We start from the raw sequence: 25,129 nt of genomic DNA on the forward strand, positions 1-25,129 counted from the left end.
AATAGCGGTTCTATTTATCAATTAATATTAAAAGAAGGAAATCTGTTAACAGATTTCCTTAATTTTTATAATATTTACGTTTTTTGTTTAAGCAAATCATTACTCCAATTAGTGATCCAATTCCTACTGTAGCATATAGACTTGCATTACTGCTATCACCTGTTTTACTTGCAATAGAATTATCAGCTGCATTTTCTTTTAATTGTAAACCATTATATGCATTTTGCAGTTTGCTTAATAATGCTTGACATTCTTCTGGTGTTAAATCATCACTCATCTTTTCTTTAACTTCTTTTAAAACTGCTTTTAAATGATCGACACTTTCTTGTTTATATAATGATAAATCAAGATTTTCAATCTTTTCAATCAACGCCTTTAAAGTAGTTAAATCTGCTTTAAGCTGTAATTTTCCATAACTTTGTACCAGTTCATAATAACATTCATAAATGCCTTGTGTAGTCATCTGATCACTTTGTAAGTATTGTTTTGCTTTTTCTAAACTTTCTTTTAACTGTGCTTGACTTTGTGATGTATATAGATCCCAGTCAATTTTTTCGATTTCTTCAATTTTTTGTTTTAATAAATCATAATCATCCTGTTTAATCAATTGTTGATATCCTTCTTGTAATTTTGCTATTGCATTAGCAATCTCTTCTTTTGAAGAATCATCATTAATTTGATCTTCTACTTCTTTAACAATCTCCATCAATGACTGATATGATTTATCTGTATATAATTTTGAATCTAATCCTTTAATTTCAGCAATTAATTTTTGTAATGTTGTTTGATCTTCTTTTAATTCTAAGCCCTGATAAGCTTGATTTAATAGTGTAGCTGCATCATTTAACTCACTTACTAATAAATCTTTAGTTGTTAAGATTTGTTCAACACTATTAATTGCATCTTTTAGATTTTTAACAGTTGATGGTTTATATAAAGACTCATCAATATTTTTGACTTCATCTAATAGATTATTAATATTTTCTAAACTGTCATCATTTCCAGTAATATTAATGCTTATTGGCTTACTATAAGCTTCCTGATTGTTTTGATCAACTACTTTTACAACAAGATTTACTGTCGTATCATAAACCGGAAGATTAACATTACCATCTAAATCAATAATTTTTTCATGATCAGATGAATATAAAGATAATGTATATTTGTCATAGACTGGTAATACTACTTTATTATCATAAATTGTTAAATCAGTAATTGAATCAGCTATTTTTTGAGCATTTTCTTCAACAACATTTACTTCCAAAGTAGCAATCTTTCCATCAACGTTGGCACTTATAGTAGCTTTACCAGCTTTAATAGCTATCATTTTTCCGTTTTCAATTCTTACAACATTTTCATCTGAGCTAGAATAAACAGGTAATGGATATGTTGCATTTTCAGGTAATACCTGTATTTGTAGTTCTTCTTCTTGACCTACATATAATTCTTTTATTGTATCAGTAAAATTAACACTATCAACATTAACGATTTTTGAATTATCATATACTTCTAATTCATAAATTGAATAACCATATTTATTTGCTGGTGTAAGACCAGTAACTCTTACATATCTAGCATCAACAGGATCAAAGTTTACAACATCATCAGTTCCATCAGTAATATCGCGCATTTCTTGAACTACTTTAAATGCCTTATCTTCACCGGCTACTTCAACATTATAATCAGTAGCTCTAGCAGCTTCCCAATATAACTTAACTGTATCAATAGTCTGTACTTTGCCAAGATCTACTGTTATTGAAACACTTCCACTAGACATGTAAGCAGATCCCCATCTTGATGAATAATCACCATCAACTGCCAATGATGCTGCTTTGTCAGTTTTATTATATTCTGAGGTCGCTGAAATATCTTTTTTGTATGCTAGATTTTCTTCTAAAACATTTATTGGAATCTTAATTGTCTGTTTATCTTTTAAAGTAACAGTTAAATAAGTTGTTCCCGTACTTTTTGCAGTAATTAAACCTTGATCATCAATTGTTGCGATTTCAGGATTTTCACTAGCAAAAGTTAATTCTGGTTTACCATTTAATGGTGCCGCTTTAACATCAAGCTGTGTTTGTTTTCCAACATTCAAAGTAATTCGATCTTGGACAACATTCATCGAAATTACGTCGTCATCTTCTTGATTATATATAATTTCTGCTTTAGCAATCATTGGATTGTAAATCTTAGAATCATTTTTAATTTCAAACTTAACGAAATTATACTGATTATCACCAGTAGCACTTACAGTATATTTAGAAAAATCACTTGCTCCAGGTGCTGTTCCAACTTTGGTAATAGTTGCATCAAGCAAGTCATAATGAATACCATCTTTAGACATATAAATACTTGCCTGATCACTACCAAAGCTAGAATTACTAAACACTTCAAAAGTAGCTTTTTGAATATCTTTATAAGCATAAACGATACTTTGTGGGGTATCACTAGTTCGTTTAATTAATATTTCACCAAATTTTTGAGGACTGTTTTCATAAGTAAAAGATCCATAATCATACATCAAATCAAAATTATTAATTTCATCTACAAAATAGCCACCAACAATTTGAAGTGGATAATAAGCCGCTAATGATTTATCCTTTGTTTCAATAACAACTACGACATTACCAGTTTCTTTAGCAGTTAATAAACCATTTTCATCAATCGTTGCTTTTGATGTTGCTTGCCCATTTGTTTCTACAACTGAATATACAACTTCTTGTGAAATCTGTTGTGGTAAAACTGAAACATCAAACTGTAGCGTTCCACCTTTTACTACATAATCTTCTTGATTATTAATAACAATTTCAGACGCAGATTGTTCACCATATAAAATTGTTCCACCACCATATTGAGGGTCGTAAGTATTATAGCCCGCACTTTTCATTATTACTCTTAAATATTGCCATTCAACACTTCGATCCATTTCTTTTGGTGTAATAACAAATGGATACCATGATGAACTTAATTGATCTTGAACTTCAAAATTTAATTCAACATCTTCCCAAGTATTTCCATCTTTAGAAACTTGAACGGTAAAGTTTCCTGAAGAACCTAGACTAGATTTTCGCGAATATGCTTTTAACTCAAAATCAAAAATTCCATCTGCCTTATATGTAATAATACCTGATTTACCATTTGGATCACTATCACTACGCTTAATAGTTTTAGCGTTATTAAAGTTAGCTGAATTATCATCGCGAACAACATCTTGATAAGATATTGCTACATCGAGATTTTCTAAATCATCGATCAATGTTTTAGTCGTGGTCGCCACAAAAGTAATAGTATCACTAATTTGCGGATTATCTTTAACATAACCTGTAACATTAAATTGTCCAGCCCTATTTGCAACCAATTTACCATCTTGATCGATTGCGGCAATATCTGTTTCATTACCAAAATAATCAGTAACTTTCCATCTCATTTCTGCTTTAGAAATTGATGGCGTAAAGCTTGTTTCCATTTGATATGTTTGACCAACAGTAATCTTATCTAAATTTGATTGTTCATAAATATCTACACCAGTTACTGCTGGAGTTTGACCAGTTGTCAAAGTTATTGGATTACTTTCACGTTCATGCCCTAATGTTGTAAAAATCATACAAGTATTAGCCGGCATTGTAACTTCTAATCCTTTTGCTAAATCAACATTTTCCAAAGTATCATAAACTTCTAATTGGCCTTTGTCATTCATTGGACGATCACCATCATAGTAATAATACTGGTTAAGAGTTACCTTCCCACTTGCATTTGGAACATTTAATGTTATTGTTTGTTCTTTATTTGAAGTATTAACTACAGCAATACTTAAATCAGCTTGATTATTACCACGATTAATTATTCCTGATGTAGCTCTTACATAATCTATACCACTATCAGTTGTTTCTAAAATCTGCATTCCAGAAGGAAAATAACGGCATAACATTGACCAAGTGTAATACCAAGGTTTTAATTGTTCATCACTAGCTTTAACAGTATTAGCACGGCCAGTAACATTATTTTCAGCATTTTGAGCTGCCATCTCTTCACCTAGTTCATTCCAAAATCCCCATATTTTAATATCATTATCAATATTAGGATCTCCTGTAGGAGTATGAACTTTGTATTGACGACCTTCTTCAGTTGAAGCTGCTGGTCCATATTGATCTTTAAAAGTATTAACAATATCATTGTGTTGAACATGCATACTATCTTCAAAGCCCCAAACACTACCAAACTTCATACCAGCTCTCATTGCTTGTAAAGCATAATCAAAAATATCAACACCATATTCATATTTTCGACCATTTAATTGGCAATCACCAGGCCCAGTTCCAGAAAGTCCCATTTCACCAATACCAAAACCTTCATTTTTAACATTTTCATCAAGTTCTTCAGCAACTGTTCTCCAGTTTTTTAATTTAGTTTCAATCAAGCCTGACTCAACTTCACTTTTTGGTGCATAACGGTGAATTTCTGTCATTTCAATAATATCTTTCAAATCTTCACTCTTTGCTTGTTTAATCCAAGCTTCTTGACCATCATAAACATCAGGTCCAACAATTTTTATATTCTCGATTGCTTCAATCCCTGAATTATCCATTTCCTGACGAAGATTTTTCATTGCAGTTTTCCAATTATTATAAGATTCTTCATCAGTTCCACCATTATCTCTTTTATAATAGTTAGGCTCATTGATCATATTATAATACTTAATACAAGTATATCCTTTATCAACTATTAAATGTTCTAGACAGTCAACAATCATTCTTGCCCAAGTTGGGCTGCTCCAGTTAACTGTTTTTCCATATTCATCATAAGATAAATAGCCACGTTCACTAATACTGCGCCATTCACCTAAGATAATTGGAACATTATTGGCCTCAGCAAAGTCTAAAATTTTATAGACTCTTTTCATCATTACTGATTCCCAATCATAAATTGGTGTTCCGTCATCTTCAAAACCAATACAATAACTATCACCATCATGTAACATAACACGCATAATATTAGGTTTTAAAAATTCTGCTTTTTCATAAAAAGAATTCCATTGTTCATCTGTATAATCATATAAATCACTAGGATCCCATTGAACACCAAAACCTTCAAAATCCTTAGTAATAATATTATCAGTATTCATATAAATAATACCATTGCCATCTTCCTTAGCTTCAACTGTAGGATTTTGAAGATAAAAAAATGGCAAAATCATTACTAAAGATAATAAACATATTCCAGTTTTTTTCATCAATCTTTTCACTTTCATCTAGACTTTTCCCTCCTTGTATTGTCATTTTATCACGCTAAAATTTCTTCAACAACATTTTTGAAAGAGCTTACAAAGCCGTTTCGTTTTCTTTTCAAAAAAATGAAAAAATATAAAAAATCTTTTCATTTTTTTAAATATAATCAGAAAAATTAATCATTATAAATAACTATTTTTATACAAGCATAAACGATCTATTAAATATATAAAAATGAGATAATTTTGAGATTATTTACTCCTTGTTTTATGATATAATTACTTTGTCGATTAATCATACTAACTGTATAAATTCTGCCTATTTTGATTATATAAACTGACTATCTCATGTTTTTTCTAACTATAAAATATTTTCTATTCTTTATATCATCAAAGGAGTTTATTTTATGGCTAGTATTTTTAAAAACGACATTGTTTTAAAGGATTTCTTTAAAAATCCTCGTTATTTCGCTGATTTAGTTAATGTCATTTTGTATAGTGGTCTTTCGGTTATCGAGCCTGAATATCTGAATATTTATGACAGTGAAATATCTACCGTAATCAAAGATCATAGTTTCATTAAAGAAATCGAACTTAGAAGAGATATTGTTTTCAAATACACTAATGGTAATGAATCTAAATTAATCGGTATTGAAAACCAGAAACAAAATGACAGATTTATGCTTTTTAGATGTATGTCTTATGATTCAATTCTTTATCAAAGACAGATCAACAATTTATCTAATGATAATGAATTAATGAAAGTTAGCTCTGCAGTTATAAACTGGGGTGAATATCGCTGGCAAAACTGTGATAATCTTTATGATTTCTTTAAAGTTCAAGACATAGAAAAAATATCTACCAGTAACTTTTCAATACTGGTAGTAAATGTACTGGATATTGATTATCATTTATTTAAAGAAAAGAAAAACTATGATTTGATCAAGACCATTCAATCAATCTATAAATTTAAAGGGAATCTAGAGAGACTAAGAGGTCTAGTAATAGACAAAGATATTGCAATCATAGTAGCTAGCATAGTTAATGAAGAAAATGATGTTTTAAAAAAAATTATCTTAAAACAAGGAGAGAAAGTGGATATGTGTGAATCATTAATGAATTTCTATAATCAGGCTGTTAATAAAGAAACCCTGCAAAAAACAAAACAAATATTTAAACATTTTTATCCTTACGAAGATAGTAATGTTTTAAATAATTTAACTAAAAAACAATTAGATACGATTTTCACAATGCTTTTAGATCAAGAACCGTTTGATAAAATTAAAGGTATTATAAATAAAGAAATTATCAGTTAAAATATTCATTTATTCATAAAATCAAAAGCCATGATAATAGATATCGCAATCATAGCAGCTAGCATAGTTAATGAAGAAAATGATGTTTTAAAAAATATTATCTTAAAACAAGGAGAGAAAGTGGATATGTGTGAATCATTAATGAATTTCTATAATCAAGGTATCAACGAAGGAATAAATCAAGGCATTGATAAAGGTATTAATTTGGGTGTTAATAAAGAAACCCTACAAAAAACGAAACAAATATTTAAACATTTTTATCCTCATGAAGATAGTAATGTTTTAAATAATTTAACTAAAAAACAATTAGATACGATTTTCACAATGCTTTTAGATCAAGAACCGTTTGATAAAATTAAAAACATTACAAAGAATTGTCATTAATTAATAAACACAAGCTTAGATTTTTTATGCTTGTGTTTTTATTTAAATAGTAAACAATAAATAAAGTTTGCTTTCGATTGACAAATAATTAAGATACTAAATATTTTCATTAAAAATTAAAACCATGAATAATTTCTAATTAGTTTAGACTATATTCTACATATTAATATTTTTTTATGCAAAAAATACTAATTATATGATATAAAATATATTTATAATAGTAATCCATAAAAAAATTACCGGTAATACTGACTATAAAAATTAATTATCTTACAATATTATCTATCATAAAAATATCGAGGTGAATCTATAATGAAAATATTTAAGCTATTAATAATTTTATTATTAGTCGGCTGTCAAAGCCAGCCATCCAATTTCGCAACACCTACTATCCCTAAACCTACAAAAGAACTTGATAACATAGAATATAAAGCATCATTTTTAGCTGTTGGCGATAATATCATGCATGACCCTATGATTCAAAATGCTCAAACTAATAACGGATATAATTTTACAACTTATTATCAAAACATCCGTAAATACATAGAGTCGCCAGATATATCTTTTATAAATCAAGAAACAATATTAGGCGGCAGTGAACATGGATATTCAGGATATCCTCAATTTAATACTCCTGATGAAATGGCTAATACTCTAAATGAAATTGGTTTTGATGTTGTAAATGGTTCAACAAACCATTCTTTTGATATGGGTGAAAGTGCTGTTGATCACTCTATTCAAGTTTTTAAACAATATAATAATATAAAATATATCGGTTTATATCAAAACCAAGAAGAAAAACACCAAATTCCAGTTATAGAAAAAAATGGTATTAGAATTGCTTTTTTATCATATAACCAATACATCAATTATGATTATATACCATCTTCATATCGCTATAATCCTTTCGATAAAGAACAAATAAAAAACGATGTTGAAAAAGCAAAAAGTATTAGTGATGCAATTGTAGTATCATGCCATTGGGGACAAGAAAATGAAAATACCCCTAGTGATTTTCAAAAAGAATATGCTCAATATTTAGCTGATTTAGGTGTCGATGTTATTATTGGAACTCACACTCATACCCTTCAAAATATTGAATGGCTTACAGGAAGTAATAATCATAGAACATTAGTCGCATACAGTTTAGGAAATTTCATTAGTGGCATGTTAGAAGAAAACTGTCAAATAGGTGGTATGCTTTCATTTGATTTTGTAAAAAAAGGTGGTGTGGTTTCTATCGAAAACGTTGTCTTAACCCCTTTAATAAATCATTACTGTAGCAATAATAAACAAAATATTATAGAAAATCGCTATGGCTTTACTGTTTACCGCTTAAAAGATTACACTCAAGATCTCGCTAGCCAACATGGATTAAACGGTTATAATAATATCACTATTTCTATTGATACTTTAAAACAATCTATTAAAGAAAAAGTAACATCTGATATAAAAATAAACATGTAACTATCTATTATATAAAAATGAGATAATTTTGAGATTATTTACTACTTGTTTTATGATATAATTACTTTGTCGATTAATTATACTAACTGTATAAATTCTGCTTATTTTGATTATATAAACTGACTATCTTTTGTTTTTTCTAACTATAAAATATTTTCTATTCTTTATATCATCAAAGGAGTTTATTTTATGGCTAGTATTTTTAAAAACGACATTGTTTTAAAGGATTTCTTTAAAAATCCTCGTTATTTCGCTGATTTAGTTAATGTCATTTTGTATAGCGGTCTTCCGGTTATCGATCCTGAATATCTGATTATTTATGACAGTGAAATATCTACCGTAATCAAAGATCATAGTTTCATTAAAGAAATCGAACTTAGAAGAGATATTGTTTTCAAATACACTAATGGTAATGAATCTAAATTAATCGGTATTGAAAACCAGAAGCAAAATGACAGATTTATGCTTTTTAGATGTATGTCTTACGATTCAATTCTTTATCAAAGACAGATCAACAATTTATCTAACGATAATGAATTGATGAAAGTTAGCTCTGCAGTTATAAACTGGGGTGAACATCGCTGGCAAAACTATGACAATCTTTATGATTTCTTTAAAGTTCAAGACATAGAAAAAATATCTACCAGTAACTTTTCAATACTAGTAGTAAATGTATTGGATATTGATTATCATTTATTTAAAGAAAAGAAAAACTATGATTTAATCAAGACTATTCAATTAATCTATAAATTTAAAGGGAATCTAGAGAGATTAAAAGGTCTAGTAATAGATAGAGATATTGCAATCATAGCAGCTAGCATAGTTAATGAAGAAAATGAGGTTTTAAAAAATATTATCTTAGAGCAAGGAGAGAAAGTGGATATGTGTGAATCATTAATGAATTTCTATAATCAAGGCATTAACTTGGGTGTTAATAAAGAAACCTTACAAAAAACAAAACAAATATTTAAACATTTTTATCCTCACGAAGATACTAATATTTTAAATAACTTGACTAAAAAACAATTAGATATAATTTTTACAATGCTTTTAGATCAAGAACCACTTGATAAAATTAAAGGTATCATAAACAAAAAAATTGCTAATTAGATAACTATGAGCCAGAAAGTCACTAATTAATTAGTGGCTTTTAATTTTGAATAACTTTGTAACAAATAATATAAAACAATTATATTATTAATTTTAAAACCTAACTATTAATAATCATTCTAATCTATAACAAACCACCTTATACCTTCTTAAACAATATTTACTAATAATGCATCCTATCTAATAACTTTTTTATAATTTTTTAAAGCATATTTCTATATATTATTACAATAAGGATATAATATTTACATTTTTATAATTTACATGATAAACTATTTATAGCTTTTATATAACAATCTCCTATGATTTTTAATATCTAGCTCCTAGCTAAATATTATCATTGGTGTTTTTCATAGATATTAAAACTTAATTCTAATTTATTAAAAGTAACATTATGTAAATAAAATTGGAGGTAATTAGATAATGAAAGTAACATCAATAAGTATCAAATTAATGTTAGTATTCTTACTATTACTAAGTGGCTGTTCCACTAATAAAGAACACAAAAAATCTCAAGAACAATCACCAACAAAACAAAAAGCCTTTACATTAAACAGTTCTAGAATTCAAGTAAATCAATATGCAACAATTAACTATTTAGATTATGTTAGTGGAAATACCGATGCAATCGAATATAACACTATCGATACATCTAAGCTAGGAACTTATGAAGTAACATACTCACTAGAAGATACTACTAATTCAAATCAAGAAGCTAAAACAATGATCGTTGATGTTGTTAGAACATATGAAAATGGAATTTTTAATCCAACTGATCTTATTCCTGAGACTATAACTAATCCTGAAAGTATTACGGCATTAGTTAATAAAACTCATCAAATCCCATCTGGTTGGGTACCTAATGATTTAGTTGAAGTTGCCGGTTCTAGCCAACAATTAAGAAAAGAGGCTGCTGAAGCTTTTGAAGCATTTTATCAAGCAGCCAAAAATCAAGGAATTACTTGTTATATAATTTCCGGATATAGAACAAATGATACCCAAGCCCTATATTGGCAACGACAAGTAGAAATATACGGGGAAGAATATGCCTCTTTATATAGTGCTTATCCAGGTAGAAGTGAACATCAGTTAGGATTAGCAATCGATATATCTAATCAATTAACCGGTAATCGTTTAACTGAACAAGTTGCTAATAGTGATATTGGAAATTTTATTGTTAGTGATGGTTATAAATATGGCTTTATCCTAAGATACCCTAAAGATAAAGTTAATATCACAAACTATGGTTATGAACCATGGCACATGCGTTATGTCGGTAAAGAAACTGCTGAAAAAATCTATCAAAGCGGTCTTACATTTGAAGAATATATCGAAATGAGTAGTACAAAATAAACTGTGTAGGTTGAGAGCGTACGGCTCAGCCTCACAGTTTTTTACACTCTAACCTGTTTAAGTATGACTGTAATTGTACGTTGATTGTCAAAAAATATAATCATATTTTCCAGCAATAAATAACATTTAAAATAATTAACACACTTTTCTTGAAAAAACGATTTAAATTAATATTTTCTCCAAACCATTTTATTAACTACTCCAGTATATGATTGAATTAGTTTCACTACTTTTGTACTTACATTTTCTTCTACATAATCTGGTACTGGTATCCCTAAATCATTGTCCTTATTCATTTCTACTGCTGTGTCTATCGCTTGTAATAATGATTTTTCATCTATTCCTGCTAAGATAAAACATCCTTTGTCCAATGCTTCCGGTCTTTCCGTACTTGTTCTTATACATACTGCTGGAAATGATCTATTGATACTTGTAAAATATGAACTTTCTTCTGGTAATGTTCCACTATCACTTACTACTGCAAATGCATTCATCTGTAAATTATTATAGTCATGAAATCCTAGTGGTTCATGCTGTATTACTCTAGAATCTAGTTTAAACCCTGATTCTTCAAGCCTTTTCTTGCTTCTTGGATGACATGAATATAATATTGGCATATCATATTTCTCTGCCAGTTTATTTATCGCATTAAATAGTGATAAAAAGTTCTTCTCCGTATCAATATTTTCTTCTCGATGAGCACTTAATAAAATATATCCTTTTTCTTTTAGATTTAGTTTTTCTAATATATCTGATTCTTTAATTTGTTCTAAATTATTATGTAATACTTCTGCCATTGGTGAACCAGTTACATATACTCTTTCTTTAGGCAGACCACATTCATGAAGATATTTTCTGGCATGTTCACTATATGCCAGATTGACATCGCTAATAATATCAACAATTCTTCGATTTGTTTCTTCAGGTAGGCATTCATCTTTACATCTGTTACCTGCTTCCATATGGAAGATAGGAACATGTAATCTTTTAGCACTAATTGCACTTAAACAACTATTAGTATCACCTAAAATCAATAAAGCGTCCGGTTTGATTTGATTCATCAGTTTATAAGAACAGTTAATAATATTACCTACTGTTTCGCCCAAATCATCACCAACTGCATTCATATAGACATCAGGATCTTTTAATTTTAAATCATGAAAAAAAATACCATTTAAATTATAGTCATAATTTTGACCGGTATGCGCTAATATACAGTCAAAATACTTTCTACATTTACTAATTACAGCAGCTAATCTAATAATTTCTGGTCTAGTACCAACAATAATTAATAGTTTTAACTTTCCATTTTCTTGCCATTTAATATTTGAATAATCTGTATTGATACTCATTATTAAACCTCCTCATAATAGGTATCTGGACGATTAGGATCAAACTGCTCATTAGCCCACATAAGTGTAACAAGATCTTCACTGTCAGATAGATTTATAATATTGTGAGTATATCCTGGTAACATATGTACCGCTTCTATCTTATCTCCTGATACTTCAAATTCTAAAACTTCATCACTACCTATCTTTCTTTCCTGGATTAACCCATGACCACTTACGACAATAAAGAACTCCCATTTACTATGATGCCAGTGTTGACCTTTAGTAATACCTGGTTTGGATATGTTGACAGAAAACTGTCCACATTTTTCTGTCTTCAATAATTCCGTAAAACTTCCTCTTTCATCTATATTCATTTTCAAAGGAAAAGACACTTTTTCCTTTGGTAGATATGATAAATAAGTACTATATAACTTCTTTTCTAATGAATCATCTGATATTTCAGGCATAATTAATGTATTTGATTGTTCTTTGAATGAATAAATCAGCTTTGATAATTCATCTAAAGTAATTTCGTAAGTAGGATGTACCTTGTTATATTCTCCAAAACTAATAGTTGGATGACCTTCCAATGCATTCAAAAACTCATCAATTACATCATCAATATAACATAATTCTAATTTAGTATTTGGATTATTAATTTGAATATCTAGATCATGAGCTATGTTATAACACCATGTTGCAACAACACTGTTGTAGTTTGGCCTGCACCATTTACCAAACAGATTTGCTAATCTATAAATATAGACTTTTGTATCAATATTCATCGCATGTCTAATTAAAATCTGTTCTCCCTCTTTTTTACTTTTTCCATAATCATTACTTTGCTTAGCCTGAATAGATGAACTGATTAAAATTGGACACTTATTATTATGAGCCTCTAATGAAGCACATAATAATTCTGTAAAATTAGTATTGCCTTCATAAAACTCTTCAATATTTTTAGGACGATTAACACCTGCAAGATGAAAAACGAAATCACAATCCTTTGTATATTTTTTTAAATCATCAATAGTATTATCAATATCATAAGTAAATATATCCTGAATATTAATATTTCTAGTTTTGTCTTTTCCATCTTTGATATTTTTTAATGTACTAATAAGATTTTTTCCTACAAAACCATTAGCACCAGTTACCAATACTTTCATTCTATTACCTCCTAATAGAATTATTTATTTGAATAATTTTTATATCTTTTCGTCCAATTACCCCAACTTTTGCAGTTAATAATTTTATATCTACTTTTTCATTATTTAACCACTTTATTAAAGCCAATGGTAAATCAACGCCTGCTAAATGACTAAAAGGATATCCTCCTCCAAATCTCGCATTCATTTCAAGTATATAATATTTATCATTGTCATCTTTTAATATATCAACATCTAAATTACCTATATGATTAGAAATTTTTGCAAGTTTTGACATCATATTATTAATCATTTTATTCTCTACAATTTCAGCAGCATCTGTTTCTCCTGAACGCATTGCTATTTTTTTTCTAATAATTGTGCTAATATGATTTCCATCCAAATCATTAATTAGATCAACGCCATATTCATCGCCACTTATTTTTTTCTGAATAATTACACAATTATCTCTGTCCTGATTAGACTCATATTTCAAATAACTATTCCATATGTCACGCTTTATTTTATTATAGAATATTCGTAATTCGTTTTCATTATCGGCGGTAAAGATTTCTAATGATCCCATCCCCCATCTAGGTTTAATTATCAAAGGAAAACTAATCTCATTATTTTTCAAGGCTTCTATCGCTGTTTCGATTGATAAAAAGGTTTTTGGTGTTTCAATTTTATTGTCTTTTAAATAATTGTAAGTAAGCCATTTATCATTACATATTTTTACAAATTCTTTATCCGATACAACTACATTTACACCTATCTCTTCAAATTTAGATTTATTGCAGGCTAAAACATATAAATCTATGTCAAACAATGATATAAGTAATTTTATATTGTTTTTTTTGCAATAATTCAACAAAAAATCTATATAATGATTATCATATATTAATGGTGATACAACATATTCATCGGCGTATTTAAAAGCTGCTGAATTACTATCGCTGTTTGAAACATATACTTTTCCTAAACCATTTAATGCTTCTTTAAAATACTGTACTAGATAACCTCTTCTTCCTACAGATGTTAATAATATATTCATAGTATACCTCTCTTGTTTTGAAAACTAACTATTTAACTGTTCTTAAGTAAATTTTTTTTCCCTCAATCATACAATATGCAGGCTCATATCCTGGAAAATCAAATGCTTTAATTTTTCTCATACCTTTTTCGGTGAATAATTCATCCTTAGAGACTTCTTTGTATAAATTAATGCTTTTTTTATTAAAATATCTACTCTCATATCCTTTTTCTATCAATTGTTGCATTGGAATTGATTCGATTTTTGCATTTAATACTAATGGTATAATCTCCATCATTCCTTCATATAAAACCTTTTGTGTTTTTTGAAACACTGTAAAACCTGTATCATCATCAGTAATTTCAAATTCACATCTTTTAATTACATTCCCAGTATCTATTCCTTTATCAACGAAGTGTAACGTCCCACCTCCATATTTTGAACCAAACAAAATGGAATAATTACAACTGTATAATCCTGCAAACTCTGGTAATAAACCACCATGCATATTTATCATTCCATATTTAAATAAAGATATAATATCATCTTTTACAATTTTACTAAATCTACACAACAACCCTAAATCTAATGAATAATTTTCAAAATTATCCGTCAATTCTCTCATAGTAAAAATTTTAATATTATTTTTTTTTGCATATACTTCTAAACATTCTACTTCTTTCCATGGATCATTATTATGTGGTTTATCGTTTCCTATAACTACACCCAACAATTCTACTCCATCCATTTTTTTTATTCCAATCGCAACTTTAGTCGCAATTGGTAAATCACCAAAAATTACTATTTTTTTCTTTTCCATCTTTACCTCCATTTCCGTCCGTCTACGTCAATCGGACACAAACATTTCATCAAAAATAATTCCACTCCAATCGTTTTTGTAGTACCCTAAAAAAGAGATGGTATACTACATGGCACGTGGAGGTGAGTAAGTAATTCTATCTAATGTAGAATATCCTCTATTTTTATAAATAGCCATCAGTCTTTCAAGCACAAACTAGTAGGACCTAGAGCCGAACACTTATAATTGTTTTATCACCTAAAATAATGTTTATCTAACTGAAAATTAATGCCACTTCTCCTTTTTTAAAGGAGTATTTTTACGCTTATAATTCATCGTTTCATTTGTATTGGTCTTGTTGTTCACAAAAACCTTATCGTTATTACTATTGGTATTACCGAACATCATACTGGTAAAAACTGAATATATTCAAAAACAAATATACATCTATTAATTTTGATCTCTATAATCTTAAAAACTGGCTTATTGACCATGAATGCCTTGAAACTTACATGGAATCTACCGGCAAATACTGGATTCCAGTTTTCAATGTTCTTGAGACTGAAAAGAAAATAAACATTGTCCTTGTTCATCCTAAATATGTCAAGGCTATCAAAGGTAAGAAGACCGACAAAAAAGATTCCAAATGGATTTGTGATCTTTTTAAGCACAATCTTCTTAAAGCATCTTTCATTACACCGACAGATATTCGTGAATTGCGAGAGCTTTCCCGTTATCGCTATAAACTGATTAGTATGCGTTCTTCTGAACGTAATCGTTTCCAAAACTCAATGACAGTTTCTAGTATTGCTCCAGCTTCTGTTGTATCCGATTCCTCTGGTAAAACTGCCCAAGCCATCATAAATGAAGTTATTGACTATAACAAGATTTCGAAACTTATTAATGGAAATTACAAAAACAAAGACGAGATTATTGAATCTCTTAAAAATCCCAAAATATAACCTGATCAGCATTTTAAGATGACTGAAATTAAATTACATATGCAGGACTTAATAAACATATTGAAGCTGTTGAAGTTGAAATTAACAAATGTACTTCTAAATGCTTTTATAATTTCCTGCATATTACAGAAATAGATGGCATTTAACTTATTTCACCCATTCTTTATCGTTTCAGAAATCGTTGTTTACATAAATCAATTTGAAAACGATATGCAACTGGGCTGGATTTGCTCCTGCGAATAATGAGAGCGAAAGAAAGAAAAAATCGATTTGTATCAGCAAAGCAGGACAATATCCCAAACCGTTGTTAGTGCAATGTGCACTTGTAAGTGAAAAAAAAAGAATGGTTATTTTGATCAAAAATATTCAAGAATCAAAAAGAGAAGAGGACACAAGAAAGTTATCATTGCTATTGCAAGAATAATGCTTGTATGTATCTACCACATGATTCTTACCGGTGAAAAATTCAATCCATCAGATTATGAATCCTTTAAGAATCCAAAGCTTAAATCAAGAAGAATAAAAACAATTATACAGTCGACTCTCCACTAGAATTTCCAAAATCATAGGAAATTGACACATCGTTAATTAAGGATATTCCTAAATGATATTCTGTTTACAATAAACAAAATCAGACTTGTTTAAACCATGATTTGATCAAACTATTTTCTACACTTATCCTTCTTTACAAGCCATTATAATTCTACATATTCTATCTACTTCATCTAAATTTAAATCTGCATATAAAGGTAATGTTAAAACACGCTTAGATATATGCAATGCAACAGGTGTTTGATTAATATCATACTTTCCATGAAAACAATCAAATGTATTTGTGAGTGGATAAAAATATTTTCTTGCGAATATATTATGCTTTTTTAATTTTTCATAAATCTCATTTCTTGTTACTCCAAATTTCTTTTCATCAATTACAATAGGAAAATAGGCATAATTTGATTCTACATTTTTTTGAACAGGTGAAAGTTTTATACCATCTACACTGTTTAGATTTTCTTGATATCTTTCTACCACTATCTTTCTCTTTTTTATTTCATTATCTACATGTCTCAAATTACAAAGACCCATAGCAGCCTGGAATTCATTCATCTTTGCATTAGAACCTATTCCATCAACCACGGTCTCATTTTTGATTCCAAAATTCTTAAGCTTATACAATTCCTTTCCATATGATTCATCCTTATAACATACAGCTCCACCTTCTATGGTATTAAATACTTTGGTAGCATGAAAACTAAACATTGAAGCATCACCAAAAGACCCTATACCCTTTCCTTTGTATTTAACACCGAAAGTATGTGCTGCATCATAGATTACCTTCAAATCATATTTCTTAGCAATCCTGTCAATTTCTTCAACGTTACATACATTGCCATAAACATGAACTGGTATTATTGCAGATGTATTATCAGTAATCAGTGATTCTATCTTAGTAACATCCATTGTATAATCATTTGGGTTTATATCACAAAATACTGGTTTTAATCCATTTCTAACAATTGCATGTGTAGTTGAGGCAAAAGTAAAAGGTGTGGTTATAACCTCACCTCTTAAATTCATTGCCTGTATTCCTAACTCTAGAGATAGATGACCATTTGTCATCAACGATATATTCTCTACATCTAAATATTCCTTTAATTCTTTTTCTAACCTTTTATGTTTCACACCCATATTTGTTAACCAGCGTGAATCCCATAAATCCTTAATTTCATCAGTATATTCTTCTAATGAAGGCATTGATGATCTTGTAACCATTATATTCTTATTCATATTCTCCTCCTACTAATTCCATAATAAATTAAAAAGATTATTAGCTTTATGATATATTTTTGTATTACAAATATAGTTTAAAAATGGCTTCTCTATAAATTTTATTCTAAGTAATTCGATTACACTACATATAGTGTATATAGCCAAAACACTAATGATAGCATGAAAAACTAAATAATCCGATTCATACAGACTAGTAACATTTAATAATTTAACCCACAAAAATTCCCTCATTGCATTACTGTTAGCATGAATTAATAAAACACCAAAAGTAGCCTGTGCTAGCATATTAACTACTTTGTTATACCCCATATGTAAATTTTTGAAAATAAAAAAAAGCGATATTGATAATGTAACAGCAAACAATTTATTAGCATTCGTCACCATGTGATATGGATTATAATTTAAATAATCCAAGCATAAAATACTTGCGATAATTAAGGCTATATTTATTACGATAATAATCAAAGATTGTTTCCCTGATAATTTTAAATCATCCATATACAACCTTATATATGCTCCATACAAATATACAGTTATATACCAGCCTATTTCATTAAATGTGTCATTAACAATAAAAAAAGTAGGTATCAACGTGTAAAAGAAAAATAAAATCACCAATAAAAATATATATTGCTTTCTATCAATACTCATCACAAATCTATTTAAAAATGGCATGATAATATATAATAAAAAAAATGTTGCTGTAAATCCAACATTTACATTTTTTATTAATGAAAAAATTGCACTTAATACTGACTTAATAGATAACGTTTCAATACCAATAATTATCATTATTATATAGATAACAAAAACATAAAATTTAATTTGAAAAAACAATCGAATAATTTTTTTTAACGATGTTTTATGTTTTACCATAAAGTAACCGCTTATTAACAAAAAACCATTGATCATTGTCTTGCCAGAAAAACCAAATATTTGTAGGAAAATCATATTACCAGTTATATTATTAAAATCATACATCTCAGTAATACCCGAATTTACAACATAATGATGAGCAATAATCATAATCATCATCAGTATTCTAAGTAATTCAATATTAGAATTTCTTGATTTATATAAATTTACATTCTTTTGATTATCCAATTTAGTAATCCCCCTATTTACTTATTTTAATATTTTTAATAATATTCAACATATATGTATAGGATTCTAATTTTAGCAATGCTGAAAACACAATATATATCGCCATTCCTAGTGTAACTTGAACAACAATCAGTATTAGTGAGTTTTCAATAACATACTTGAGAGGATATATTATTATAGCCATCATAGTTGATAATAGAATACTTGGTGCCATATCCTTAATCTGCTGAGTATATCTATAATTTAATAATTTTGAATTAGGATAAGAATTAATTAGACTGCTCGCCACAGTTGAAACAACTAGACTTAATGCGATTGCCATAACACCGTAATTCATTGACACCACAAGTAAAAATACACCTAAGCATTTTTTAACTATCTCTAATTTCAAAAACAAATCACTTCGTCCAATAGCCTTTAAAGCCTCTAAATTTGCTGTGTGAATTGGCCAAAATCCATATGTAAAACATGCAATTTGGATAAATGGAACACATGGTAACCACTTATCAGTTAACATTAACGATACTAAAGGTTTAGATACAACTGCCAATCCAAACATTAATGGCCATAATATGTATGAGCTTGTCTTGATTGCCCTTCTTGTCATATTTTTAACCACGTTTAGATCATTTTGATTTTGAGATATAGCAGGAAAAAGAACACTACTTATAGAAGCATTAATATTAGTTACTAATAATTGCGGATATTGTTGACCACGGTTATAATAAGCTAAATCAGATGAACTATAACGTACACCTATCACTAAACTTCGCAATTGATTGTAGCCTGTATCTAATAAACTTGAAACCAACAATTTCCACCCATATGAGAACAATGATTTTACTCTTTTAAATGAAAATACCAAGTTTGGTCGCCATTTTACTGTAAACCACAATATTAATGTATTTACAATTGTATTTACTAAATATTGAGCAATTAATGCCCATATTCCAAAACCTAAATAAGCCATTATGCAACCGATGATACCTGATAACAAGGTTCCAAATAATGTAGAAAAGAAAAATCTCTTAAACATCATATTTTTGGAAACATAAGCTTGTTGAACAGAATTAAATGAAGCTATAGGTATTCTCAATGCCAGTACTCTTAATGCAGTACAAATTGTCTGATCATTATAAAAAGCACCTATAAATGGTGCTGCAAAATAAAGAATAATATACAATATAATTGAAACAACAATGCTAACATATAAAACTGATGAATAATCAATATTATCAACATTCAATTTTTGTATTAATGCATTTCCAAAGCCTGCATTTGCAAAAACATCAGCTATAGTAATAAATATCATTATTAATGTAACTGTACCATACTCTTCTGGTGAAAGTAATCTAGCAAGAACAATAGAAACAATAAAAGTAACTATTTGTGCTAGCATTCTTTCACTAAATCTCCATATTAAATTTGAAATTATCTTATTCAATTATTAGTTCCTCCTACATTTCCGTTTATAAGTTTTCTATTTTTTTCCATCCTTGAGCTATTTCTTCTACAGGTCTTATATTATGAAGAACCATTAATTTTTTATCAAATTTTGGTTTGATAAATTCATTATATGTAATTGTACTCAACTCATCAGTATAATTGATTTCTGCATTGCATTCTTTAATTGCTTTACCAATTATCCCATTTCTATTAACATAAATCTTTCTCTCAAAAAAAATAGCATACGACAACATTCCTAATGATGACGAAAACGGCGAATCTAGGATAATAACATCTACTGATTTAATTAATTTTACATATTCATTCAAAGACATAAAATGTTCAATAATAGTAGCATTATCTCTCAAAGTCAAATAAATATACTCTTTAAGCTCATTACAATAATTCTTATCTCCATATGACAGTAGGAAAATAAATTCTATATCCCTATTAGTAAATTTTAATAGATCATCTATAATTGCCTTATGATTATCAGCTTTATCTCCAGAATGTCCTATAATTACTCTATACTTCGTATTATTTGGGTTATACTTGCTTTTTATCTCACATAAATAATTAAATTGATTTTTTGAAAGATAGGTATATGATAAATGAATTGTCTTCATTTCTTTACTCACATATTGCTTAACATTTATCATATCAACAAGATTAGAACAACCTATTGCCAAAAAATATTTTAATTTTTTACTATAAAAATAATTTCCTATTCGTGACTTCAATGTATTTTGAGACCTGTTAATATCATGTCCCCAGGTTCTTAAAATACAATGCTTAAGCGCACTTTTTCTTGTAAAAATAATTCGTAATTTACTAAATGTTATTGAATGCAAAATAATTATATTATTATAATTTAAATAAGTTTTAAAAATATTTTTTTTATCAAGAAAAATTATATTCTTATAAAATTTAAATATTTCATCATATACAGATTTATAAGGGGTCACAAAAATATAATTATTTAAATCAAACATATTCGATTCTGTATAAATTTTTATTAAGTCTCTATAAAATTTACATGAACTATCCTTATGCCCTAATACATGAATATATTTTCTATTGTGATTGTTCATTAAATCTCACCTCATTGCAGTAATTTGTAATACACACTACATAAATGATGTAGCTATTTTAATCTTCATTATATTTTTAATATATAACCATCTTAATTAAACAATAATTATTATAAAGATAATATAATAATTATATATTTTTTCATATTTGATGATTTAGATTTTATAATACACATGATAAAACTATCAATTATATATAATTAGTTTCCTAAATACTAACATATCCTTTCTTTTATTCTTAAAAACATAATGGAATTCAGCACAATAAAATATAATTTTCAAAATAATACTTACATTATTTTGAAAATTATTTAAACAATTTGATATTAGTCCATAAATAAATCTATATGTTTCTTTACCATATTTTCAATTGTATATTCTTTTGCTATTTTAATACATTCTGGAATCACTCGGTTTTTATTTTTCAAATACTGATTTATTCCTTTTTCAATTTCATATTCTGTTAAATCTTTGACAATATAACCAACTTTTTCATTTTGAATTAATTCTTGAGCAGCTCCACATCTAGATGTTGTTATGCAAAATAATCCATGAGAAAGGGCCTCATTAATAACTAATCCCCAAATATCTTCGTTTGTTAATAAAATAAAAATATCTGAAGCATTATAATATTGTTTTAAATCTTCATAATCCATATGTTTAATTATTGCTATTCTACTATCTTTAGAAGTTAAGGACAATAATTCCTCTTTTAAAGGACCAGCACCAATAAAAAGGGCTTGAAAATCAATATATTTTAATTTCATAAGCAATTCTGCTGTTTTTAAAACATTTTTTCTCACAGAAAACGATCCAACAAAAAGTAATGTCAATTTATTTTTAATACCGATACGAGTCTTAGCTAAAACCTTATCATTTATAGATATATTTTTAATATCTTTTTCCATTAAGCTAGAAAAAGGATATCGTATAATATTTTCATATTTCACTCCGTTTTTTACTAAATATATATCAGATAAATAATTAGGAGAAAGAGCATATTTAGCATTATAGAAAACAGATTTCTTTATAATATTTTTTATGAAATTTTTTCTATAAAATGCCCCGTCAATCTCAATTGAATAATTAATCCTTTTTATTTTTAAATAATACATACCACAAATACTAGACAAATTAGTAGGATTACATATTACAATGGACTTAAATCTATTTTTCATCAAAAATTTAACTAATTTTAAAGAAAATTTGTTTTCCTCACAGTTTTTATCATCTAATACAATATAATCAAAATCTATATTTCTAGTTGTTAACCATCCATCAACTCGCTGTTTAGTTTTTGAAGCAGAAAAAACAACAAAAATATTCATCTGTTTAGATAATAAATTTAAAAATTTTACTCTATAAGGGGATGGTCCGTCTAAAACAAATAACACATTATTATCCATAAAACTGTTCCTTCCATTTAATTATTTGTTCAGTCGGTATTTTAATATCGTATAGAATATCGGTATCGATCATAGATAATAATTTGCCTATTTCTTCCCTTTCTAAAATAGGAAGATTAAAATTATCAGACATTTCTTTAGCCCTATTATCTATTGAAATTATGATACATCTACGATAAAAATGCATTGCTCTAATTCCGCCATGTAATCTTGTTCCAATATAATCTATATCATTATTATTTTTTAAAAAGTTATCGTATGCTTTTAATGAGGGAGGAATTAATATAACTTTATCACGATATCCCAACTTCTTTAAATATTCTATATCTCCCCCTCCTTGTGGAAAAAAATAAACCTTATCATATTTTTCAAATAAAATATTAATCATTTCTATATCTTTATCAAAATCTTGATTATAATCTGTAATAGTAAAAATAACATTTTTTGATTTTTTTTGATTGATTTTCTCACAAAACTCAGACGTAAACCTCCATAATGTTGGACATCCAGTATTTAAAACATTACTTATACCTATAGATTTTAGTTTATCTTTTGTATATTCATCTCTAACACTATGAAGATATTTTTTAGATAAAATTCTTTTATATAATAATTTTGTATACATATTTATCTTATTATTGTACTGCCATATTCCAACACCTACTAAAATCAAATTGTTGATGTAAATTGAATTTCTAAGAGTAATATCCCATTGTCGCTTAATTCCTAAAAATGAAGATTTTAAAAGATTACTGCCACAAACAAACTGATATCTAGGACTCTTAATTGTTCTTAAATATCTGTAACTTAAAGGTAAATGAGTTGATAATGATAAAACAGTTTTATTATTAATCACCTTACTCAATTCTTCTCTAATACAGGTAGAAATAATTTCATCTCCTATATTGTAACTAGATAAACCTGGATCATGTAATATAATTAAATCTTTTATTCTTTTCATAATTAACAAAAAAATTACAAACAAACACATAGCAAATAATAGAACTTGTCATATGTAATTTTAGTAATTTTCTTAATTTCTCCTTTCTCGTTAATACAAATCTTTAATGTCATACCTTATTTGTCTATACTTATATATATCATCAGAATTAAATATAGTTACGTAATGATAATTAACTATTTCTTTTGAATAATAATTTCCTTCATCTAAAAAAGCGTTTATATTTTTTGCTGTTAAAAAAAATATCATTACACACATGCCAAAATAAACTATCAATCTATCTATTGAAACATTATTCTTTGTTAAAAGTTTAGGAATAATTAATATTTCTATAGCTTTAAAATACATAGTACCTCGAGCAGATAATAAATGATTACCTATTAACACTAAATATAAAATAAAACCTATCATATAAATATAATAGAAATTTTTTGTCACCCTATCTATGCTTGTTGCTTTGTGATATAAATAAGTTATAATTGCTAACATTACTAAACGTTCAAGAAATTGTAAAAAAACTGTATTAATAATATTTATCAATCCATTACTAAATATCACAAATGAAGATATTAATATACCGCCACTAAATAGATAAAATATTATTTTTTTATTCAATTTTGGAATTATCAAAATTATTAATAGTGCTAAAGCGCTAGTATGTATAAATGAACATATTGTAACACCAAAAATATATGCAATATATTTTTTATTCATAAATAGGTCTAATAAAACAGTAAAAAAGATTGCTAAGACTAACCCTTGTCTTATAGCAGACATATAATAAACCAAGTAAATTGAGTGAAAAGAAAGAATTAACGATAATATTTTATAATTATTAACATATTTATTAATTGTATATATAAAGCTTGCAAAAAGAAAAATAGAAAGAATTAATATAAATATTTCATACGAAACCCCCATTTTAGCAAAGATATAATTTATAGCTTTCCATAACTTTTCACTATGAATGGGATAGTTAATTGCTTGATTTAAAGAATTTGACTTTCCCAATACCGAATAAATATACATATACGAAAAGTAATCACTACCTTGTCCAAACCTAAAAATTAACATTATCCCCATCAATAAAGCATTTATTTTAAAAAGAATACTCTTAAATTTTTTTTTTGATAATTCTGTAATTATTCCAGTTACTAATAAAAAAACAATTAAACATATATACAAACTCATAATTTAATT

General features: G+C 27.5%; 18 protein-coding genes. 6 read left to right on the forward strand and 12 right to left on the reverse strand.

Annotation, left to right across the window (positions count from 1 at the left end):
- Positions 1–58 precede the first annotated feature (58 nt).
- Complete coding sequence (locus ABGT36_RS11235) at positions 59–5,248, reverse strand: Ig-like domain-containing protein (protein ID WP_346678027.1); 5,190 nt, start codon at positions 5,246–5,248, stop codon at positions 59–61.
- A gap of 383 nt (positions 5,249–5,631) precedes the next feature.
- Here ABGT36_RS11235 and ABGT36_RS11240 point away from each other — a divergent pair, with 383 nt between their 5' ends.
- From ABGT36_RS11240 to ABGT36_RS11260, 5 genes are all read left to right on the forward strand, one after another.
- Positions 5,632–6,540: an Rpn family recombination-promoting nuclease/putative transposase gene (locus tag ABGT36_RS11240; RefSeq protein WP_346678029.1), complete on the forward strand. Its 909-nt coding sequence runs from the start codon at positions 5,632–5,634 to the stop codon at positions 6,538–6,540.
- A 126-nt stretch (positions 6,541–6,666) separates the two neighbouring features.
- Complete coding sequence (locus ABGT36_RS11245; protein ID WP_346678031.1) at positions 6,667–6,924, forward strand: hypothetical protein; 258 nt, start codon at positions 6,667–6,669, stop codon at positions 6,922–6,924.
- 312 nt (positions 6,925–7,236) lie between these two features.
- Positions 7,237–8,391, forward strand: coding sequence for a CapA family protein (locus ABGT36_RS11250; RefSeq protein ID WP_346678032.1), 1,155 nt, complete (start codon positions 7,237–7,239; stop codon positions 8,389–8,391).
- Positions 8,392–8,580: 189 nt separating this feature from the next.
- Positions 8,581–9,501 (forward strand): Rpn family recombination-promoting nuclease/putative transposase, encoded by a 921-nt coding sequence (locus ABGT36_RS11255; protein WP_346678034.1) that lies wholly within the window; start codon positions 8,581–8,583, stop codon positions 9,499–9,501.
- 423 nt (positions 9,502–9,924) lie between these two features.
- A complete protein-coding gene (locus tag ABGT36_RS11260; RefSeq protein ID WP_346678036.1) occupies positions 9,925–10,854 on the forward strand; it encodes a M15 family metallopeptidase in 930 nt (309 codons plus the stop codon).
- 167 nt (positions 10,855–11,021) lie between these two features.
- On the opposite strand, the gene wecB is transcribed toward ABGT36_RS11260, so the two are convergent.
- The 4 genes from wecB to ABGT36_RS11280 are packed head-to-tail and all read right to left on the reverse strand — an operon-like array spanning position 11,022 to position 15,189.
- Entirely contained in the window at positions 11,022–12,206 is a 1,185-nt protein-coding gene (gene wecB, locus ABGT36_RS11265) for a non-hydrolyzing UDP-N-acetylglucosamine 2-epimerase (RefSeq protein ID WP_346678038.1), read from the reverse strand.
- Between the two features lie 2 nt (positions 12,207–12,208).
- Positions 12,209–13,357, reverse strand: a complete 1,149-nt coding sequence (locus tag ABGT36_RS11270; protein WP_346678040.1) for an NAD-dependent epimerase/dehydratase family protein — start codon at positions 13,355–13,357, stop codon at positions 12,209–12,211.
- Positions 13,358–13,361: 4 nt separating this feature from the next.
- A complete protein-coding gene (locus ABGT36_RS11275) occupies positions 13,362–14,390 on the reverse strand; it encodes an ATP-grasp domain-containing protein (RefSeq protein ID WP_346678042.1) in 1,029 nt (342 codons plus the stop codon).
- A gap of 28 nt (positions 14,391–14,418) precedes the next feature.
- Positions 14,419–15,189, reverse strand: a complete 771-nt coding sequence (locus ABGT36_RS11280; RefSeq protein ID WP_346678044.1) for a formyltransferase family protein — start codon at positions 15,187–15,189, stop codon at positions 14,419–14,421.
- A gap of 428 nt (positions 15,190–15,617) precedes the next feature.
- Here ABGT36_RS11280 and ABGT36_RS11285 point away from each other — a divergent pair, with 428 nt between their 5' ends.
- A complete protein-coding gene (locus ABGT36_RS11285) occupies positions 15,618–16,130 on the forward strand; it encodes a transposase (RefSeq protein WP_346678647.1) in 513 nt (170 codons plus the stop codon).
- Positions 16,131–16,805: 675 nt separating this feature from the next.
- On the opposite strand, the gene ABGT36_RS11290 is transcribed toward ABGT36_RS11285, so the two are convergent.
- From ABGT36_RS11290 to ABGT36_RS11320, 7 genes are all read right to left on the reverse strand, one after another.
- Positions 16,806–17,918 (reverse strand): DegT/DnrJ/EryC1/StrS family aminotransferase, encoded by a 1,113-nt coding sequence (locus tag ABGT36_RS11290; RefSeq protein WP_346678046.1) that lies wholly within the window; start codon positions 17,916–17,918, stop codon positions 16,806–16,808.
- 12 nt (positions 17,919–17,930) lie between these two features.
- Positions 17,931–19,025, reverse strand: a complete 1,095-nt coding sequence (locus ABGT36_RS11295; RefSeq protein ID WP_346678048.1) for an acyltransferase family protein — start codon at positions 19,023–19,025, stop codon at positions 17,931–17,933.
- Between the two features lie 13 nt (positions 19,026–19,038).
- The gene (locus ABGT36_RS11300) at positions 19,039–20,469 is read right to left on the reverse strand and encodes a lipopolysaccharide biosynthesis protein (protein ID WP_346678050.1); all 1,431 of its coding nucleotides are present in this window, start codon (positions 20,467–20,469) and stop codon (positions 19,039–19,041) included.
- Between the two features lie 25 nt (positions 20,470–20,494).
- A complete protein-coding gene (locus ABGT36_RS11305; RefSeq protein ID WP_346678052.1) occupies positions 20,495–21,562 on the reverse strand; it encodes a TDP-N-acetylfucosamine:lipid II N-acetylfucosaminyltransferase in 1,068 nt (355 codons plus the stop codon).
- Between the two features lie 326 nt (positions 21,563–21,888).
- Positions 21,889–22,956 (reverse strand): glycosyltransferase family 4 protein, encoded by a 1,068-nt coding sequence (locus ABGT36_RS11310; RefSeq protein ID WP_346678054.1) that lies wholly within the window; start codon positions 22,954–22,956, stop codon positions 21,889–21,891.
- 4 nt (positions 22,957–22,960) lie between these two features.
- Positions 22,961–23,929, reverse strand: a complete 969-nt coding sequence (locus ABGT36_RS11315) for a polysaccharide pyruvyl transferase family protein (protein WP_346678056.1) — start codon at positions 23,927–23,929, stop codon at positions 22,961–22,963.
- A gap of 90 nt (positions 23,930–24,019) precedes the next feature.
- Entirely contained in the window at positions 24,020–25,120 is a 1,101-nt protein-coding gene (locus ABGT36_RS11320) for an EpsG family protein (protein ID WP_346678058.1), read from the reverse strand.
- Between the last annotated feature and the right edge of the window lie 9 nt (positions 25,121–25,129).

Source organism: Erysipelatoclostridium sp. An173 (genome assembly GCF_963931465.1).
Taxonomy (GTDB): Bacteria; Bacillota_I; Bacilli_A; order Erysipelotrichales; family Coprobacillaceae; genus Thomasclavelia; species Thomasclavelia merdavium.

What these genes read in the sequence shown, in the direction of transcription:
- ABGT36_RS11280 (WP_346678044.1), bottom strand. Translation starts at nt 15,189, where the DNA reads ATGGAAAAGAAAAAAATAGTAATTTTTGGTGATTTACCAATTGCGACT.
- ABGT36_RS11235 (WP_346678027.1), bottom strand. Translation starts at nt 5,248, where the DNA reads ATGAAAGTGAAAAGATTGATGAAAAAAACTGGAATATGTTTATTATCT.
- ABGT36_RS11290 (WP_346678046.1), bottom strand. Translation starts at nt 17,918, where the DNA reads ATGAATAAGAATATAATGGTTACAAGATCATCAATGCCTTCATTAGAA.
- ABGT36_RS11320 (WP_346678058.1), bottom strand. Translation starts at nt 25,120, where the DNA reads ATGAGTTTGTATATATGTTTAATTGTTTTTTTATTAGTAACTGGAATA.
- ABGT36_RS11245 (WP_346678031.1), top strand. Translation starts at nt 6,667, where the DNA reads ATGTGTGAATCATTAATGAATTTCTATAATCAAGGTATCAACGAAGGA.
- ABGT36_RS11240 (WP_346678029.1), top strand. Translation starts at nt 5,632, where the DNA reads ATGGCTAGTATTTTTAAAAACGACATTGTTTTAAAGGATTTCTTTAAA.
- ABGT36_RS11260 (WP_346678036.1), top strand. Translation starts at nt 9,925, where the DNA reads ATGAAAGTAACATCAATAAGTATCAAATTAATGTTAGTATTCTTACTA.
- ABGT36_RS11305 (WP_346678052.1), bottom strand. Translation starts at nt 21,562, where the DNA reads ATGAACAATCACAATAGAAAATATATTCATGTATTAGGGCATAAGGAT.
- ABGT36_RS11270 (WP_346678040.1), bottom strand. Translation starts at nt 13,357, where the DNA reads ATGAAAGTATTGGTAACTGGTGCTAATGGTTTTGTAGGAAAAAATCTT.
- ABGT36_RS11250 (WP_346678032.1), top strand. Translation starts at nt 7,237, where the DNA reads ATGAAAATATTTAAGCTATTAATAATTTTATTATTAGTCGGCTGTCAA.
- ABGT36_RS11255 (WP_346678034.1), top strand. Translation starts at nt 8,581, where the DNA reads ATGGCTAGTATTTTTAAAAACGACATTGTTTTAAAGGATTTCTTTAAA.
- ABGT36_RS11275 (WP_346678042.1), bottom strand. Translation starts at nt 14,390, where the DNA reads ATGAATATATTATTAACATCTGTAGGAAGAAGAGGTTATCTAGTACAG.
- wecB (WP_346678038.1), bottom strand. Translation starts at nt 12,206, where the DNA reads ATGAGTATCAATACAGATTATTCAAATATTAAATGGCAAGAAAATGGA.
- ABGT36_RS11315 (WP_346678056.1), bottom strand. Translation starts at nt 23,929, where the DNA reads ATGAAAAGAATAAAAGATTTAATTATATTACATGATCCAGGTTTATCT.